Source organism: Brevundimonas kwangchunensis, from assembly GCF_039523815.1.
Taxonomy (GTDB): domain Bacteria; phylum Pseudomonadota; class Alphaproteobacteria; order Caulobacterales; family Caulobacteraceae; genus Brevundimonas; species Brevundimonas kwangchunensis.
The window spans coordinates 386,502-400,391 of the sequence record NZ_BAAAGA010000002.1 but is presented as its reverse complement, the minus strand read 5'-3'; the positions used below and the strand labels follow the sequence as shown (position 1 = coordinate 400,391).

Annotated in this window: 16 protein-coding genes; 11 read left to right on the top strand and 5 right to left on the bottom strand. The window is 68.1% G+C overall.

What is annotated here, in order from left to right; translation table 11 throughout:
• The first annotated feature begins 47 nt into the window (after positions 1 to 47).
• The 3 genes from ABDZ95_RS06945 to ABDZ95_RS06935 all read left to right on the top strand — a co-directional run bounded on the left by ABDZ95_RS06945 (position 48) and on the right by ABDZ95_RS06935 (position 2,456).
• Positions 48 to 347 carry a hypothetical protein gene (locus ABDZ95_RS06945; protein ID WP_343792056.1) on the top strand — a complete coding sequence of 100 codons (300 nt, stop codon included), beginning with the start codon at positions 48 to 50 and terminating at the stop codon, positions 345 to 347.
• Between the two features lie 41 nt (positions 348 to 388).
• The gene (ygfZ, locus tag ABDZ95_RS06940) at positions 389 to 1,192 is read left to right on the top strand and encodes a CAF17-like 4Fe-4S cluster assembly/insertion protein YgfZ (RefSeq protein WP_343792054.1); all 804 of its coding nucleotides are present in this window, start codon (positions 389 to 391) and stop codon (positions 1,190 to 1,192) included.
• Positions 1,193 to 1,274: 82 nt separating this feature from the next.
• Positions 1,275 to 2,456, top strand: coding sequence for an acetyl-CoA C-acyltransferase (locus tag ABDZ95_RS06935; RefSeq protein ID WP_343792052.1), 1,182 nt, complete (start codon positions 1,275 to 1,277; stop codon positions 2,454 to 2,456).
• A 21-nt stretch (positions 2,457 to 2,477) separates the two neighbouring features.
• Here the strand turns inward: ABDZ95_RS06935 and ABDZ95_RS06930 are convergent, their stop codons facing one another.
• Positions 2,478 to 3,404, bottom strand: a complete 927-nt coding sequence (locus tag ABDZ95_RS06930; protein ID WP_343792050.1) for a serine hydrolase domain-containing protein — start codon at positions 3,402 to 3,404, stop codon at positions 2,478 to 2,480.
• 496 nt (positions 3,405 to 3,900) lie between these two features.
• On the opposite strand from ABDZ95_RS06930, the gene ABDZ95_RS06925 reads away from it, so the two are divergent.
• Positions 3,901 to 4,239, top strand: a complete 339-nt coding sequence (locus ABDZ95_RS06925; protein ID WP_343792048.1) for a VOC family protein — start codon at positions 3,901 to 3,903, stop codon at positions 4,237 to 4,239.
• 5 nt (positions 4,240 to 4,244) lie between these two features.
• Complete coding sequence (locus ABDZ95_RS06920; RefSeq protein WP_343792046.1) at positions 4,245 to 4,649, top strand: CxxCxxCC domain-containing protein; 405 nt, start codon at positions 4,245 to 4,247, stop codon at positions 4,647 to 4,649.
• Here the strand turns inward: ABDZ95_RS06920 and ABDZ95_RS06915 are convergent.
• The 3 genes from ABDZ95_RS06915 to thiE form a co-directional block, all read right to left on the bottom strand.
• Entirely contained in the window at positions 4,621 to 5,007 is a 387-nt protein-coding gene (locus ABDZ95_RS06915; protein ID WP_343792044.1) for a hypothetical protein, read from the bottom strand. The two genes, ABDZ95_RS06920 and ABDZ95_RS06915, sit on opposite strands and share 29 nt — an antisense overlap.
• 515 nt (positions 5,008 to 5,522) lie before the next feature.
• Positions 5,523 to 7,205 (bottom strand): sensor histidine kinase, encoded by a 1,683-nt coding sequence (locus tag ABDZ95_RS06910; protein ID WP_343792042.1) that lies wholly within the window; start codon positions 7,203 to 7,205, stop codon positions 5,523 to 5,525.
• Between the two features lie 68 nt (positions 7,206 to 7,273).
• On the bottom strand, positions 7,274 to 7,933 hold the full coding sequence (gene thiE, locus ABDZ95_RS06905) for a thiamine phosphate synthase (RefSeq protein WP_343792040.1): 660 nt from the start codon (positions 7,931 to 7,933) through the stop codon (positions 7,274 to 7,276).
• 118 nt (positions 7,934 to 8,051) lie between these two features.
• Between thiE and ABDZ95_RS06900 the strand changes: the two genes are divergently transcribed.
• From ABDZ95_RS06900 to ABDZ95_RS06875, 6 genes are all read left to right on the top strand, one after another.
• On the top strand, positions 8,052 to 8,237 hold the full coding sequence (locus ABDZ95_RS06900; protein ID WP_343792038.1) for a (2Fe-2S)-binding protein: 186 nt from the start codon (positions 8,052 to 8,054) through the stop codon (positions 8,235 to 8,237).
• 153 nt (positions 8,238 to 8,390) lie between these two features.
• Positions 8,391 to 8,891 (top strand): bacterioferritin, encoded by a 501-nt coding sequence (bfr, locus tag ABDZ95_RS06895; protein WP_343792036.1) that lies wholly within the window; start codon positions 8,391 to 8,393, stop codon positions 8,889 to 8,891.
• Between the two features lie 44 nt (positions 8,892 to 8,935).
• Positions 8,936 to 9,490 (top strand): tryptophan-rich sensory protein, encoded by a 555-nt coding sequence (locus tag ABDZ95_RS06890; RefSeq protein ID WP_343792034.1) that lies wholly within the window; start codon positions 8,936 to 8,938, stop codon positions 9,488 to 9,490.
• A 94-nt stretch (positions 9,491 to 9,584) separates the two neighbouring features.
• Positions 9,585 to 10,154 carry an elongation factor P gene (gene efp, locus ABDZ95_RS06885; RefSeq protein WP_343792032.1) on the top strand — a complete coding sequence of 190 codons (570 nt, stop codon included), beginning with the start codon at positions 9,585 to 9,587 and terminating at the stop codon, positions 10,152 to 10,154.
• Positions 10,155 to 10,252: 98 nt separating this feature from the next.
• Positions 10,253 to 11,059, top strand: coding sequence for an inositol monophosphatase family protein (locus tag ABDZ95_RS06880; protein ID WP_343792030.1), 807 nt, complete (start codon positions 10,253 to 10,255; stop codon positions 11,057 to 11,059).
• Between the two features lie 45 nt (positions 11,060 to 11,104).
• Positions 11,105 to 12,133, top strand: coding sequence for a glycerophosphodiester phosphodiesterase (locus tag ABDZ95_RS06875; protein WP_343792028.1), 1,029 nt, complete (start codon positions 11,105 to 11,107; stop codon positions 12,131 to 12,133).
• Here ABDZ95_RS06875 and recN read toward each other — a convergent pair.
• Positions 12,120 to 13,823, bottom strand: coding sequence for a DNA repair protein RecN (recN, locus tag ABDZ95_RS06870; protein WP_343792026.1), 1,704 nt, complete (start codon positions 13,821 to 13,823; stop codon positions 12,120 to 12,122). The genes ABDZ95_RS06875 and recN overlap by 14 nt on opposite strands.
• Between the last annotated feature and the right edge of the window lie 67 nt (positions 13,824 to 13,890).

The following is a 13,890-nucleotide window of genomic DNA, read 5'->3' as shown; positions in this document are numbered from 1 at the left end:
CATGGAGGGGCCGGGTGCAATGTCCCGGTGTCCGGAGGAGGCACGAGATGACCCTGACCAACGAACCGACCGCACCGAAATCCGGGCTGGGCCGCTGGCACATCGCCGGCTGGGGCGCCGTCGCCGCCATCCTGCTGGCTCCGGCCGTCGCCATGCAGTTCAGCAGCGAAGTGGCGTGGACGGCCAGCGACTTCCTGTTCGCCGGCGTGCTGCTGATCGGCGCCGGCGCCCTGATCGAATTGGCCGTCTGGAAGGCGAAGTCGAAGGCGCTGCGGATCGCGCTGATCCTGGGCGTTCTGGCCGCCGTGATCCTGATCTGGGCTGACGGAGCGGTCGGCATCTTCTGACCGACCTTGGCCGATGCGGGGGCAGCGCCTATCTGCCCCCCATGACCGCTCGCATCGCCCGCCTTGAAAGCCGCGCCCTGATCCGGGTGTCCGGCCCCGATGCGCGCTCGTTCCTGCACAATCTGCTGACGCAGGACGTCGAAACCATGGGCGACGGCGAGCTGCGCTTCGGCGCCCTGCTGTCCCCGCCCGGCCGTCTGCTGTTCGACCTTTTCATCCAATGCATCAATTGCATCGATGGCATCGTGCTGCTTGACGTCGCCGCCGACCGCCACGACGCCCTGATCCAGCGCCTGTCGATGTACAAACTGCGGGCCCAGGTCGCAGTTGAGGCCGACGACCAGCCGGTCTTCGTCTGCTGGGACGGCGAGGTCGAAGGTTTCGCGCCCGATCCCCGCACACCGGCCCTTGGCGGTCGCCGCTATGGCGGGGACGTCGAAACCAATGCCACCGAGGACGACTGGCAGGCGCACCGGCTGGCGGTCGGCGCACCGGACCCGACCGGCGATGCGCCGGACGACAAGACCTATCCGATCGAGGCCAATTTCGACCTCCTGAACGGCATCGACTTCAGGAAGGGCTGTTTCATTGGTCAGGAAACCACCTCGCGCATGAAGCGCCGTGGTTCGATCCGCAACCGGATGCTGCCTATCACCTTCGACGGCCCCGCCCCCGCAGTCGGCGCCGAGATCCTGAATGGTGAACTGCGCGCCGGAGAGGTCCTGACGGGCCGCGATGGAAACGCGATGGCGCTGGTGCGTCTGGACCGGCTGGAAGGCGATCTGACCGTGGACGGACGACCCGTTCAGGTGCGCCGTCCGGAGTGGTTGCTCATAGAGGCCTGATTGTGCACTGCGGCAAAGCCTCTTGCACCACAATGTGAAACGGACGATCTAGCCGCGTGAGTTCAATTCAGGATGTGGTGAAATGTCTGATCCCGTCGTCATCTGTTCCTTCGCCCGCACGCCGATGGGCGGCTTCCAGGGCGCCCTGACCGGGGTGAAAGCCACCGATCTGGGCGCCGCCGCGGTCAAGGCCGCCGTCGAGCGCGCCGGCGTCGCCCCCGAGAAGGTCGACCAGATCTACATGGGCTGCGTCCTGCCCGCCGGCCTCGGCCAAGCCCCGGCCCGTCAGGCCGCCATCGCCGCCGGTCTCGGCCAGCACGTCGAGGCCACCACCGTGAACAAGATGTGCGGCTCGGGTCTCCAGTCGGTCATGATGGCCTCGGACGCCCTGCTGGCCGGCTCGGCCCAGGTCATCGTCGCTGGCGGCATGGAGTCCATGACCGGCGCCCCCTACGTCATGAACAAGCACCGCGGCGGCGCCCGCATCGGCCATGACGTCATCGTCGACTCGATGATGATGGACGGCCTCGAGGACGCCTATCAGCCCGGCAAGCCGATGGGCTCCTTCGCCCAGGACACCGCCAACGACTACCAGTTCACTCGCGAGGCACAGGACGCCTACGCCATCGAAAGCCTGACCCGCGCGGTCGAGGCCGTGAATTCCGGCGCCTTCGCCGCGGAGGTCGTTCCGGTCGAGGTCCAGACCCGCAAGGGCCCGGTCACCGTCTCGAACGACGAGCAGCCCGGCAACGCCATGCCGGACAAGATCCCGAACCTGAAGCCCGCCTTCGCGAAGGACGGCACCATCACCGCCGCCTCCTCGGCCTCGATCTCGGACGGCGCCGCCGCCGTGGTTGTGGCCCGCGAGAGCACCGCAAAGGCTCTGGGCCTGAAGATCGAGGCGCGCATTGTCGCCCACTCGGCCCACGCCCACGAGCCGGCGAAGTTCACCACCGCCCCGGTCCCGGCCATGCAGAAGACGCTGCAGAAGGCTGGCTGGTCGGTCGATGACGTCGATCTGTGGGAGATCAACGAGGCCTTCGCCATCGTCCCCATGATCGCCATGCACGAGCTGGGCATCGACCGCGCGAAGCTGAACGTCAACGGCGGCGCGACCGCCCTGGGCCACCCGATCGGCGCCTCGGGCGCGCGCGTTCTGGCCACCCTGCTGGCGGCGCTGAAGGCGCGCGGCGGCACGAAGGGCGTCGCCTCGCTGTGCATCGGAGGCGGCGAGGCCGTGGCCATGGCCGTCGAACTGGCCTGACGACCGTTCCGGGCCCTGCCGTCAGGCGGCGGGGCCCGAACCCGTTTCGGCCGCCGGGATGAAGCCGTCGGCCAGCAGGGCGTGCAGCGCCTGCACATGCCCGTCCCGCTGATCCACCGGCGAAGGGTCCGAGGTCATCACGACCGTAAGCTTCAGTTTCGGAACAACAAAAACCATCTGCCCGCCATAGCCCCAAGCATAGCGGACGTCATGTCCGCCGGCCCGGCGCATCCACCAGCCGTAGCCATAGGCGTCCCCGGTCCAGCGCGAACGCCCCCGCTCGTTCCACGACTGCTCCACCCAGCCTTCCGGCAGCACGCGGACGCCGGCGTGGACACCGTCATTCCGGTACAGCTCCCCGAACTTCAATAGCCCGCGCGGCGACATCCGCATGTCGTTCCCTCCGAAGAAGACACCCTGCGGATCAGCAGGCCAGGACGGGATCTCGACCTCCAGCGGCTCGCCCAGCCACTCGCGAGCACAGGCCAGAGTTGACTGACCGCTGGCGCGGGTCAGGGCGGCGGACAGCAGGTGCGAGGTTCCGGTGGAGTAGATCATCCCCTGCCCCGGATCGGTCTCGAACGGCTGGGCGAGGGCATAGCGGACCCAGTCGCGGCTGGAGACCCAGGCGCCGTAGTTGGCGCCGGACGTTGAGCCCAGCCCGGCCTGCATCGCCAGCAGATCGCCGATGGTGACCTGCTGAAGCCTCGGATCCGGATTCGAGGGGAAGCGGTCCGAAAGAAAGGCCGAGATCGGCTGGTCCACGCCCGCGAAGACGCCCCGCCCAATCGCGATCCCACCCAGCGCCGCCAGCACCGACTTCGAAGCCGACTTGACGTTCACCGGCGTATCCAGCCCCGGCCCGTGGAACACCCGCTCGGCCAGCGTCTGCCCATCCCGGGCGACGATCACGCTGTGCAGTCGGGGCAGGCTCTCCGCCCTCTCCATGGCCTGAGCGAGCCTCCCGGCGTCCAGCCCGACAGTGTCCCTCCGCGGCAGAACGGCGGCTGCCTGTCCGCAACCTGCGACGGCGGTAAGGGCGAGGGAGGAGGTCAGGAGCGCGCGACGGTGCATGCTTCTGATATGGGCGGCGCGCGCCATTGGTTGCCGCGACCGGGCGTCGCGGACCCTAGAGTGATCTCAGGGGGCGGCTTGCTGCGAGCACACGATCACTCGTCGGCGCATGGTCCCTCGCCTTCCCCGGCGCGCGGTGCTGTGAGGGTTCGTCCCGCCTCATGAGGCGGGCCAGCGACGCCGGGCCTGCGGTCAGCACGATCATGGCCGACTCCCGCGATTGCGAACGATTTGCAGCGTTACGCAGGAATCTCCCGCTGGCAAGCGGGGCTGTCGAAAAGTCGCGGTCTCGTGAGATCGCCCCTTCCCGTCCCTCTCCCGCTCAGGCCAGATGGGCGGGGTCGGTTGGCGTTCGAGACGGGAGCATCCCATGCCTGAAGATGGAAAACTGAACTACATCGAACTGCCCGGAGGCCGCCTGGACGAGGTGAAGACCTTCTACGGCGCCGCTTTCGGCTGGACGTTCCAGGACTACGGCCCGGAGTACGCCGCCTTCAACGAGGGGATGGACGGCGGGTTCGACGCCCAGTCGGATGCAATCCGGACACCGCTGCCGGTCCTCTATGCCCACGATCTGAAAGCCATGCTGGCGAAGGTCGAGGCAGCCGGCGGTACGATCGTGAAGCCGATCTTCGAGTTTCCCGGCGGGCGCCGTTTCCACTTCAGGGATCCGGCCGGAAACGAACTGGCGGTCTGGTCAGAGACCTGAGGCGGATGAAGAACTGCGGCGATTGCGGGCTGTGCTGCAAGCTGATGGGCGTGTCCGCGCTGGACAAGCCCGCCGGCAAGTGGTGCCGCCAGTTCAGCAAGACGTCGGGCTGCGCCATCTATGAAACGCGGCCCGGCGACTGCCGCATCTTCAACTGCCTGTGGCTGCTGACAGAGGCGCTGGACGACAGCTGGAAGCCCAGCGTCGCCGGCTTCGTCCTGCACAGCGAACAGGGCGGCGCGCGGCTGGTGGTCGAATGCGACGCCGCGCGTCCGCATGACTGGCGACGCGAGCCCTATGAGGCGACCCTGCGCCGCTGGGCCGCCGCGCCCGGACAGGAGGTGCTGGTCTTCGCCGGCCAGCGCGGCGTGCGGCTGGGCCCTAAGGACGCGCCGGTGCGGCGGGTGTAGCCGGACGAACGTCCACCGACTGGGCGATCCGCTCGGCGATCACGCGATCCTCGCCGTCCAGGGTCATCGTCCAGACATGGACGTCCGGCGAGCCATCGCGACGGAACAGATGCTCCTTGGCGTGGCGTTCGCCGTCCTCGGTCGAGACCAGGGACAGACGGCCTGCGGCCTCTATCGTCTCGCCGCTGTATATCGGGAAACGCGCGCCGGAGCCCACGTAGACCATGGCGAACGACTGCTCGCCCCGGCGGATCGTGTAGACCCGGAAAGTCGGTCCGGGGCGACCGGTCTCGATCTGGAAGCCGCGCGGCAGATCGACTGTGAACGGCAGGGCGGCGCGGGCCGCGGCGTCGAGCACAGTGGCTGTTGAGACATTCGGCGCGGGCGGCGGGGCGGCGGCTGGAGCTGGCGCGGGGACCGGAGCAGGTGTCGCAGCGGGCGCAGGAGCCGGAGCCGGCGTCGCCGTTGGCCGCGGGGTCGGAGCCGGCGCTGCCGAAGCTGGAGCGGGCGTCGGGGTCGGCGCAACCGTCGGGCGGGGCGCAGGAGCGGCGTCGGCAGTGGGACGCGGCGCGGGTGTCGGGCTCGCAGGAGGTGCGGGCGAGTTGGTGGCCGTTGGCGATGCCGGAGCGGCTGCCGCGGGCGCGGGGGTCGGGACAGGCGCCGGCTCCGGCGCAAGATAGACCGCGGGGCGTGGCGGGCCGCTGTTCAGATCGCGCGTAAGGCTGGAGCCCGGATCGGGTTGCACAGGCGCCGGCGTCGGTGCGGTCTGTGCGGCTGCAGAGCCGGCGGCGAGGAGGAAGGCGGTACCGAGGATCGCGACTTTCATGGCCGGGACCTTCGCCTCTCGGCCCGGAGACGGCAAGACCTGACTGGTCAGGCGGCCGGCAGTTCGACCCAGAAGGTCGCGCCCTCGCCCGGAGCCGAGCTGACGCCGATCGCGCCATGCTGAAGTTCGACCAAACGACGGGCGATGGCGAGGCCGATGCCATGCCCCTCGACCGCCGAGCGCTCCAGGCCCAGCCGGTTGAACGGTTCGAACAGTTGTGCCTGCTTCTCCGGCGTCAGGCCGGGGCCGCGGTCGATGACCTCGATGCGGACACCATCGTGGATGCGGAAGGCGCGCAGGGTCACTGACCCGCCCTCGGCGCCGTACTTCACGGCGTTGGAGGCGAGGTTGGCCACGACCTGCGACAGACGCTGGGAGTCGGCAATCGCGATCAGGCCGTCGCCTTCGCTCACGACGTCGAGACGGATGCCGGCGGCCTCGGGGCGCAGGGCGGTCGAGCGGCGAACATCCTCCAGAACGCCCGGCACATCGGTGGGGCGCAATTCTACCTTCACGGCGCCGGATTCCGCACGGGCGACGTCCAGCAGGTCGTGCGACAGGGCCTCGATCTGGCGGGCGGTCTTGACCAGCATGTCCGCCATCTCAGTCTGGGTCGTTGTGGTCGCGCCCAGCTGACCCGACTTCCACAGTTCCCCAATACCGATGATGCCGCCGACCGGGCTCTTGATCTCGTGGGCGACGTTGGCCAACAGGCGAGACTTGGTCTCCGAGGCGCGCTCGGCGCGGACCTGGCCCAGACGGGCGCGGTCGGACAGGCGATCACGTTCCTCCAGAAGGGCTGCGACCAGCATGATCGGCAGGTAGCCGAACAGCACCAGAAGCTGGGCCATCATGGCCCTGTCCGCCCCCTCGAACGAGTGGGCGTAGGGACCGTGACCTGCCATGGCGCCGCCGACGGACAGGACGGTCATGATCACCAGCGCCGCGGTCACACCCAGCATGCGCAGGCGCACCGCGACCAGCAGCAGCAGCGGCAGGGTGGCGAAGCTGATCGGCAGGGACTGGTTGACGAAGATCGCGGCCGAGGAGGCGGTCAGCAGACCCAGCAGGACGACAGCCTCGGCAGCGCGCGCGGGAGCGCGGAACTTGACCAGTTCCCGCTTCGTCAGCGCCAGTCCGAAGCTGCCGATGACCGCGATGCTCAGCGCGTGACCGAACCACCAAGTCTGGGCCGTCTCGAGGAAGTCCGCGCCGTTCATGTACCAGAGCGAAGCGCCGACGAGGGCCGCGGCAGGCAACGGCGCGATAACGGCCGCGCTGATCAGGAAGCGGCACGCGCCTTCGACCGTGGCGAGATTCAGGGTCGGCGCGAAGCGGCGCGCCAGCAGCACTGCCAGATAGATGTCCAGCAGATTGGCGACGGTGAACATCGCCGTCATTGGGGTGGAGTTGCCGGCGAGGAGATTGCCCGCGGCGATGCCCAAGGCGACCAGGGCCCCGAAGCTCAGATCATAGAGCGGCCCACGCGAGGTGCGCAGCCAAACGGCGACGGCCACGCCGCCAGCGCCCCAAAGCGCCGCCACGGCGTCCGCCGAGCGCGCGAAGGTCAGCGACAGGACGACCATGATCATCACCGCCATGGCGGTGAACACCGGTGCGAACGGCTGGCCGAAAACGGATTGGGGGGACGCAGCCGCACGCGCCGTCGCCGCACGGGCGTCGGGAGTCTGGGCGGTCGTCCTGGGGTCGAGCGCGCGGCTCATCGTCATGATCGGGTCCGGAAACGCGGAAAGTCTCACGGTTTCCTACGGCCCGGCTTCCTAACATCCCCTGAAGGTCAGAAAGCTGCTGCAAGCACCTGATCGAACTCGCGAACCGCGGCGGCAGGACCGTCCGGGTGATTCCAGACCGCGCCGGACACCGCGACGAAGTCGGCGCCGGCGCGAGCCAGCTCGGCCGCATTCTGCACGGTGATCCCACCGATGGCGACACAGGGCGTCTCCACCGTCTCCTGCCAGATGGTCAGGATGTCGATCTCCGGGCGGTGCGTCGTCTCCTTCGTCGAGGTCGGGAAGAAGGCGCCGAAGGCGACGTAGTCGGCCCCCGCCTCGGCGGCATCCATCGCCAGCTCGCGGCTGTCGTGGCAGGTCACGCCGATCATGGCATTCGGACCCATGGTGCGGCGCGCCTCGGCATAGGAGGCGTCAGACTGGCCGACGTGCACGCCGTCACAACCGAAACGGCTGGCGAGGTCCGGGCGATCGTTCAGTATGACCGCGACGCCTCGCGCCTGGGCCACGGGCTTCAGCGCTTCGACCGCGGCGAGGACCGCCTCGTCGGAGACATCCTTCAGCCGGATCTGCAACGCCGCCACCGATCCGGCGTCCAGCGCCTCGCCCAATGTCTTCGCGAAGGCGGACAGATCGGGGATCGCCGGCGGCGTGATCAGATATAGCGCACAGGGCGGACGCGGCGGGACGAGGGGTTCTCTGGCCATGTGCCGGAGGTGCGACGAACCGGCGGCCACGTCAACATGTCACAGGGCTGCGAACGACTTGCATTTGCCACGATCCGACTGCTATAGCGAACCATTCTCAGTCGGTGGGTTCGCGTCATTGTACGTCTGCAACTGCAACGGTCTTCGCAAGCGTGACGTCGCCTCGGCCATCGAGGAGGGCGCGACGCGTCCGCGCGAGGTCTTCGCGCGCCATCAGTGCCAGGCCCAGTGCGCCAAATGCGTCTGCGAGATGCGTGAGATGATCCAGCAATCGCAGCAAGCCTTCGCCTTGGCGGCTGAGTAGCATTCGCAGCCTGCGCTGCAGGCGATTTTTACTCGCAAAATCAATGTCGTGATAAGTGTTCGCAAGTGAACATAAGGCGTTTTCGCGTGTTATGAACGGCGTCGAACAGGGCGGCTCCGGTCGGGGGTCGTCGGCGCTGCAAGGAATACGGCCATGAAGGGCGACCCCGCGATCATTCGGACGCTGAACGCGATCCTGACCAACGAACTGACGGCGGTGAACCAGTACTTCCTACACGCTCGCATGTTCGAAAGCTGGGGCCTGAAGCACCTCGGCCAGATCATCTATGACGAATCGATCGGCGAGATGCGTCACGCCGACATGCTGATCAAACGCATCCTGTTCCTGGATGGCCTGCCGAATCTGCAGGACCTGCACAAGCTCAAGATCGGCGAGAACGTCTTCGAGTGCCTCGGCGCCGACCTGCAGCTGGAACTCGGCTCGCGCGATACCGTGGTCGCCGCCGTCGCCCAGTTCGAGGCCGCCAAGGACTTCGTCAGCCGCGATCTGGTGATGCGCATCCTGTCGGACACCGAGGAGCACATCGACTTCCTCGAGGCGCAGCACAAGCTGGTCGAACAACTCGGCGAGCAGAACTACCTGCAGTCCGCCATGACCGAGATCGCTCCGGACAAGAGCGCCACGGGGAACTGACCCCTCCCCGGCTCATTCCCCTCCGGCAAGCTGGAGGAGCCGGAATGACTGACATCGATGACGTTTTCGACGACGCGCGGGATGCCGCGCTGGATTTCGTCAATGGCGAGGATCGGAGTCTCGGTCACGTCCTGCTCGGTGTGGCGGTGACCGCCGGATTTGCTCTGGCTGCGACATTCCTCGCGCAGACAGCCATGCGTCCCAGACTATCGGCCGCCGACATCGAGAGCGGCGCGCGGCCGGTGACGGAGCGCCCGCGCGGCGCGATGAGCATGATCGTGCCGGCTGTCTTTTCCGCGACCAGTCTGTCGGCGGTGCGGGTCTGGAACGCGCCGTCCCAGCCGAGGCGGAATGCGGCGCTCGGACTTTGGGCGGCGACCCAAGCGGTCAACGCGCTCTGGCTCGCGGCGCGTCCGGCCGGTCGGGCGCTGCAGATCGGCGCTGCGATGGCCTCCGCCGGGCTTGCCGCCGCCTTCGCTCACGAGGCGCGAAGGCTGGATCCGGAAGCCGGCAAGATGGCGGCGCCGATCGGCGGCGGCACGCGGGTCATGAACGCCATTAATCGCAAGGTGGACGAGGTCCGGCCGACGGTGCACTGACGCGCCGCAGCTTGCCGTAAGCCCCGGCTTCCTTTAGGGACTGCGGCCGCTCGCGCGCGCCGCAAGGGCTGCGCCTCAACACTTCCGAGACATCATGGCCAAGATCAACGGCAACACCATCAAGCCCGGTATGGTTCTGCAGCACAACGGCGGCCTGTGGGTCGTCACCAAGGCCAGCCACGTCAAGCCGGGCAAGGGCGGCGCCTTCGCCAACGTCGAGGCCAAGAACCTCGAGACGGGCAACAAGCTGAACGAGCGATTCCGGTCGGAAGACAAGGTCGAGCGCGTCACGCTGGAGCAGAAGGACTATTCGTACCTGTACGACGGCGGCGAGACCCTCGTCTTCATGAACGACGAGAACTACGAGCAGATCGAACTGCAGAAGGAATGGGTCGGCGAAGAGCGCATCCCGTACCTGCAGGAAGGCATGAAGGTTGTGATCGAGTCCCATGAGGACCGCCCGATCGGCCTGTCGCTGCCGGATCACGTCACGCTAGAGGTCGCCGAGACCGAGCCGACCGTGAAGGGCCAGACCGCGTCATCGTCGTACAAGCCCGCCATCGCCAACAATGGCGTCCGCATCATGATCCCGCCGTACATGTCGGCCGGCGAGAAGATCGTCGTCGATACCGCCACCGGCGAATACGTCCGCCGCGCGGACTGAGTTTTCATCGGCTCCATCCGGGGCCGAGCAGCGTTTGAACTTCTCCGCATGTCCGGGCCCCCGCGCCTTTTCAGGACATGCGGACCAGGAGATTCCCCATGGCCCTCGCCTCCGCCCTTCTCACCGTCATGATGGACGCGGTTCGCAAGACCGCCCGCCCGATGCTGCGCGACTTCGGCGAAGTCAGCCAGTTGCAGACCTCGCGCAAGGGGCCCGGCGACTTCGTTACGGCCGCCGACATCAAGGCCGAGGAGACGCTGTTCGAGCTGTTGATGAAGGCCCGTCCCGGCTACGGCTTCCTCGGCGAGGAACGCGGCATGATCGAGGGCACCGACAAGTCGCACCGCTGGATCGTCGATCCGATCGACGGCACGACCAACTTCATCCACGCGATGCCGCACTTCGCCATCACTATTGCCCTGGAGCGTTTCGCGCCGGATGGTTCGTCCGAGATCGTCGCCGGCGTGACCTACAACCCGGTCATGAACGAGATGTTCTGGGCCGAGAAGGGCAAGGGCTGCTACCTGAACGATGGTCGCATCCGCGTGGCCGCCCGTCGTGATCTGGCCGACAGCCTGATCGCCACCGGCCTGCCCTTCATCGGCAAGACCGGCCATGCCCAAGCCATCAAGGACATCCACGCCGTCGGCCAGCGCGTGGCGGGCATCCGTCGCCTCGGTTCGGCCGCCCTGGACTTCGCCTGGGTCGCCGCCGGTCGGTATGACGCCTACTACGAGCGTAACCTGCAAGCCTGGGACGTGGCGGCGGGCATCCTGTTCGTCACCGAGGCGGGCGGTCTGGTCACCAGCATCGACGTCGACGGCGACCCGAAGAACGGCAAGCAGATCATCGCTGCGAACCCGGAAATCCACACCGCTCTGCGCAAGGTGTTGCAGGCGGCGTAAGGCCTTCTTGATAAGCCTGTCATGCGCCGCGGCTAGCTTCGGCGCATGCTCGGGAAACTGCTGACCGCCCTCGCCCTGATGACCGCCTCGCCCGTCGTCGCCGAACCCCTGATCATCGCCCACCGCGGCGCTTCCGGCGAGCGCCCGGAACACACCCGCATGGCCTACGACCTGGCCATCGACCAAGGCGCCGATGTGATCGAGCCCGATCTGGTGATGAGCCGGGACGGCGTGCTGGTCGTCCGCCATGAGAACGAGATCGGCGAGACCACCGACGTGGGCGATCGGCCCGAGTTCGCCGACCGTCACACCACGCGGACGATCGACGGGCGCGAGGTGACAGGCTGGTTCACCGAGGACTTCACCCTCGCCGAACTAAAGACCCTGCGAGCCCGGGAGCGGCTGCCGCAGTTGCGTCCGGCCAACACAGCTTACGACGGACAGGAGCCAATCCTGACCTTCGAAGAGGTCATCGCCATCGCCCGCGCGGGGTCGGAGCGCGCCGGCCGGACCATCGGCATCGCGCCCGAACTGAAGCACCCGACCTATTTCGCCAGCCGTGGCCTGCCGATGGAGACGGCTCTGGTCGTGGTCCTGCAAGCCCACGGCCTGACGGGAGCGGATGCGGGTGTCTTCGTCCAGTGCTTCGAGGTCGGGACGCTACAGGTTCTGAACGGCATGATCGAAACGCCGCTGATGCAACTGATCGACGCCTCGGGCGGCCCCGCGGACCTGCCGGACCAGACCTATGCGGCGATGATCACGCCCGATGGCCTGCTGGCGATCCGCGAATATGCCGACTGGGTTGGCGTGAACACCCGGCTGATCGAGCCGCGCCCCGGCGCACCGACGATGCTGATCAACGACGCCCACGCCGCGAGGCTGAAGGTGGCCGCCTGGACCTTCAGAGCCGAAAACGCCTTCCTCGAGGAAACCGAGCGGGTCGGTGAGGACCCCGCCAGCCATGGCAGGATGGACGAGATGGTCGAACGCTTCCTGTGGCTGGGCGTCGATGGGGTCTTCGCCGATCAGCCGGCGACCGCGGTCGAGGCCGCGAGGGTCATGCGCCAATAAGCGCCCGGGCGGCCGCGCGCGCCTCGTCCGTGACAGTGGCGCCCGACAGCATGCGAGCGATCTCCTCGCGGCGCTGATCGTCGTCCAGCGCATCGACCGTCGTAGTGGTCATGCCGCCGACGTCGGCCTTCCGGACCTTCCAGTGGGCATGGCCGCGCGCGGCGACCTGCGGGCTGTGGGTCACGACCAGAACCTGGGCGCCGCGCGACAGGCGCTCCAGTCGCGTGCCGACGGCCTCCGCCACGGCTCCGCCGACGCCCTGATCCACCTCGTCGAAGATCATCACGGGCTGACGCTGGTCCTCGCGCCCCGCCAGCGCGGCCTTCATGGCCAGGGCGAAGCGCGCCAGTTCGCCGCCGGAGGCGATGGCGTCCAGCGGGCCGAAGGGCGTGCCGGCGTTTGTGGCGATCTCGAAGCGCACCGTCTCGACGCCCAGCGGACCGCGGCGGCCGTCGGCGACGGGCTCGAAGGCCACGCGGAAACGCGCGCGCTCCAGCTTCAGCGGGCCGAGTTCCTCCATGACCGAAGTCGTCAGGCGCTCGGCGGCGGCCTCACGGGCCGAGGTCAGCAGGGTCGCGGCCAGATCGTAGCCCTCGCGCGCCTCGGCGGCCCGTTGCTGAGCCTCGGCGATAGCGTCGGCGCCGCTCTCGATCATACGCAACTGCTCTCGGAAGCGCTCGCGCAGGATGGGGAGCAGTTCGACGGAGGTGTTCAGCTTGCGGGCGGCGGCGCGCAGGGCGAACAACCGCTCCTCGGTCTTGTCCAGCCGGCCCGGCTCAAAGTCGAAGGCCCCGGCGGCGGCGTCGACACACGCGAGTGCCTCTTCGGCCTCGACGAGGGTCCGGTCGATGGCCTCAGCGGCAGCGCCGAGTTTCTGCATCAGCGGGTGATCGGCCTCGACGCCCGACTGGCCGGCGCGGGTGCGGGCATGCTCGACGGCGCGCAGGGCGGCGGCGAGATTGCGGGACAGCTTGTCTCCACCCAGCGAAGCGCGAGCGTCGGTCAGATCACCCATGGCCTTCTCGGCCGCGCCCAGCACCGCGCGCTCTCCGGCCAGTTCGGTTTCCTCGTCGGGACGGGGGTCCAGTTCGTCGAGGTCGGCGAGATTGTTAGTCAGTTCCTCGGCATGGGCAGCGGCGTCCGCGGCAGCGGCGATCAGGTCCGCGACCTCGCGCTCGGCGGTCTTCAGCCGCTCCGCCGCCTGGGCCACACCCACCAGCTGAGGCTGCAGGCCGCCGTAGTTGTCCAGCAGGGCGCGGTGGGTTTTCCAGTCCAGCAGGCCGACGGTCTCGTGCTGGCCATGCACCTCGACGAGGGCCTGACCAATCTCGCGCAGGGCGGTGACGCCAGCGGGCTGGTCGTTGACGAACGCCCGGCTGCGGCCGTCGCTGGCGACCACACGGCGCAGGATCAGATCCTCGCCAGGCGCGACATCGAAACCCTTCTCGGAGATCAGCTCCAGCAGGGCGGAATCTTCAGGTGCAGTAAAGACGGCGGTGGCGCTGGCCTGTTTCGCGCCGGCTCGCACAAGGCCGGCGTCGCCGCGCGCGCCGAGCGCCAGACCGAGGGCGTCGAGAATGATCGACTTCCCTGCCCCGGTCTCGCCGGTCAGCACGGTCAGGCCGTCGCGGACATCGAGATCCAGCACATCGACCAGAACGATGTCGCGGATGGAAAGCGCGGTCAGCAAGACGAATCGATCTCCGGGAACGAGACCCGAGATTGCGGTGCGCCGCCGCCTCGGGGAAGCCCGAAGC

Bases quoted from the DNA above. Each gene is read 5' to 3' on its own strand.
- ABDZ95_RS06945 (WP_343792056.1), top strand. From the start codon at position 48: ATGACCCTGACCAACGAACCGACCGCACCGAAATCCGGGCTGGGCCGC.
- ygfZ (WP_343792054.1), top strand. From the start codon at position 389: ATGACCGCTCGCATCGCCCGCCTTGAAAGCCGCGCCCTGATCCGGGTG.
- ABDZ95_RS06935 (WP_343792052.1), top strand. From the start codon at position 1,275: ATGTCTGATCCCGTCGTCATCTGTTCCTTCGCCCGCACGCCGATGGGC.
- ABDZ95_RS06930 (WP_343792050.1), bottom strand. From the start codon at position 3,404: ATGGAGAGGGCGGAGAGCCTGCCCCGACTGCACAGCGTGATCGTCGCC.
- ABDZ95_RS06925 (WP_343792048.1), top strand. From the start codon at position 3,901: ATGCCTGAAGATGGAAAACTGAACTACATCGAACTGCCCGGAGGCCGC.
- ABDZ95_RS06920 (WP_343792046.1), top strand. From the start codon at position 4,245: ATGAAGAACTGCGGCGATTGCGGGCTGTGCTGCAAGCTGATGGGCGTG.
- ABDZ95_RS06910 (WP_343792042.1), bottom strand. From the start codon at position 7,205: ATGACGATGAGCCGCGCGCTCGACCCCAGGACGACCGCCCAGACTCCC.
- thiE (WP_343792040.1), bottom strand. From the start codon at position 7,933: ATGGCCAGAGAACCCCTCGTCCCGCCGCGTCCGCCCTGTGCGCTATAT.
- bfr (WP_343792036.1), top strand. From the start codon at position 8,391: ATGAAGGGCGACCCCGCGATCATTCGGACGCTGAACGCGATCCTGACC.
- ABDZ95_RS06890 (WP_343792034.1), top strand. From the start codon at position 8,936: ATGACTGACATCGATGACGTTTTCGACGACGCGCGGGATGCCGCGCTG.
- efp (WP_343792032.1), top strand. From the start codon at position 9,585: ATGGCCAAGATCAACGGCAACACCATCAAGCCCGGTATGGTTCTGCAG.
- ABDZ95_RS06880 (WP_343792030.1), top strand. From the start codon at position 10,253: ATGGCCCTCGCCTCCGCCCTTCTCACCGTCATGATGGACGCGGTTCGC.
- ABDZ95_RS06875 (WP_343792028.1), top strand. From the start codon at position 11,105: ATGCTCGGGAAACTGCTGACCGCCCTCGCCCTGATGACCGCCTCGCCC.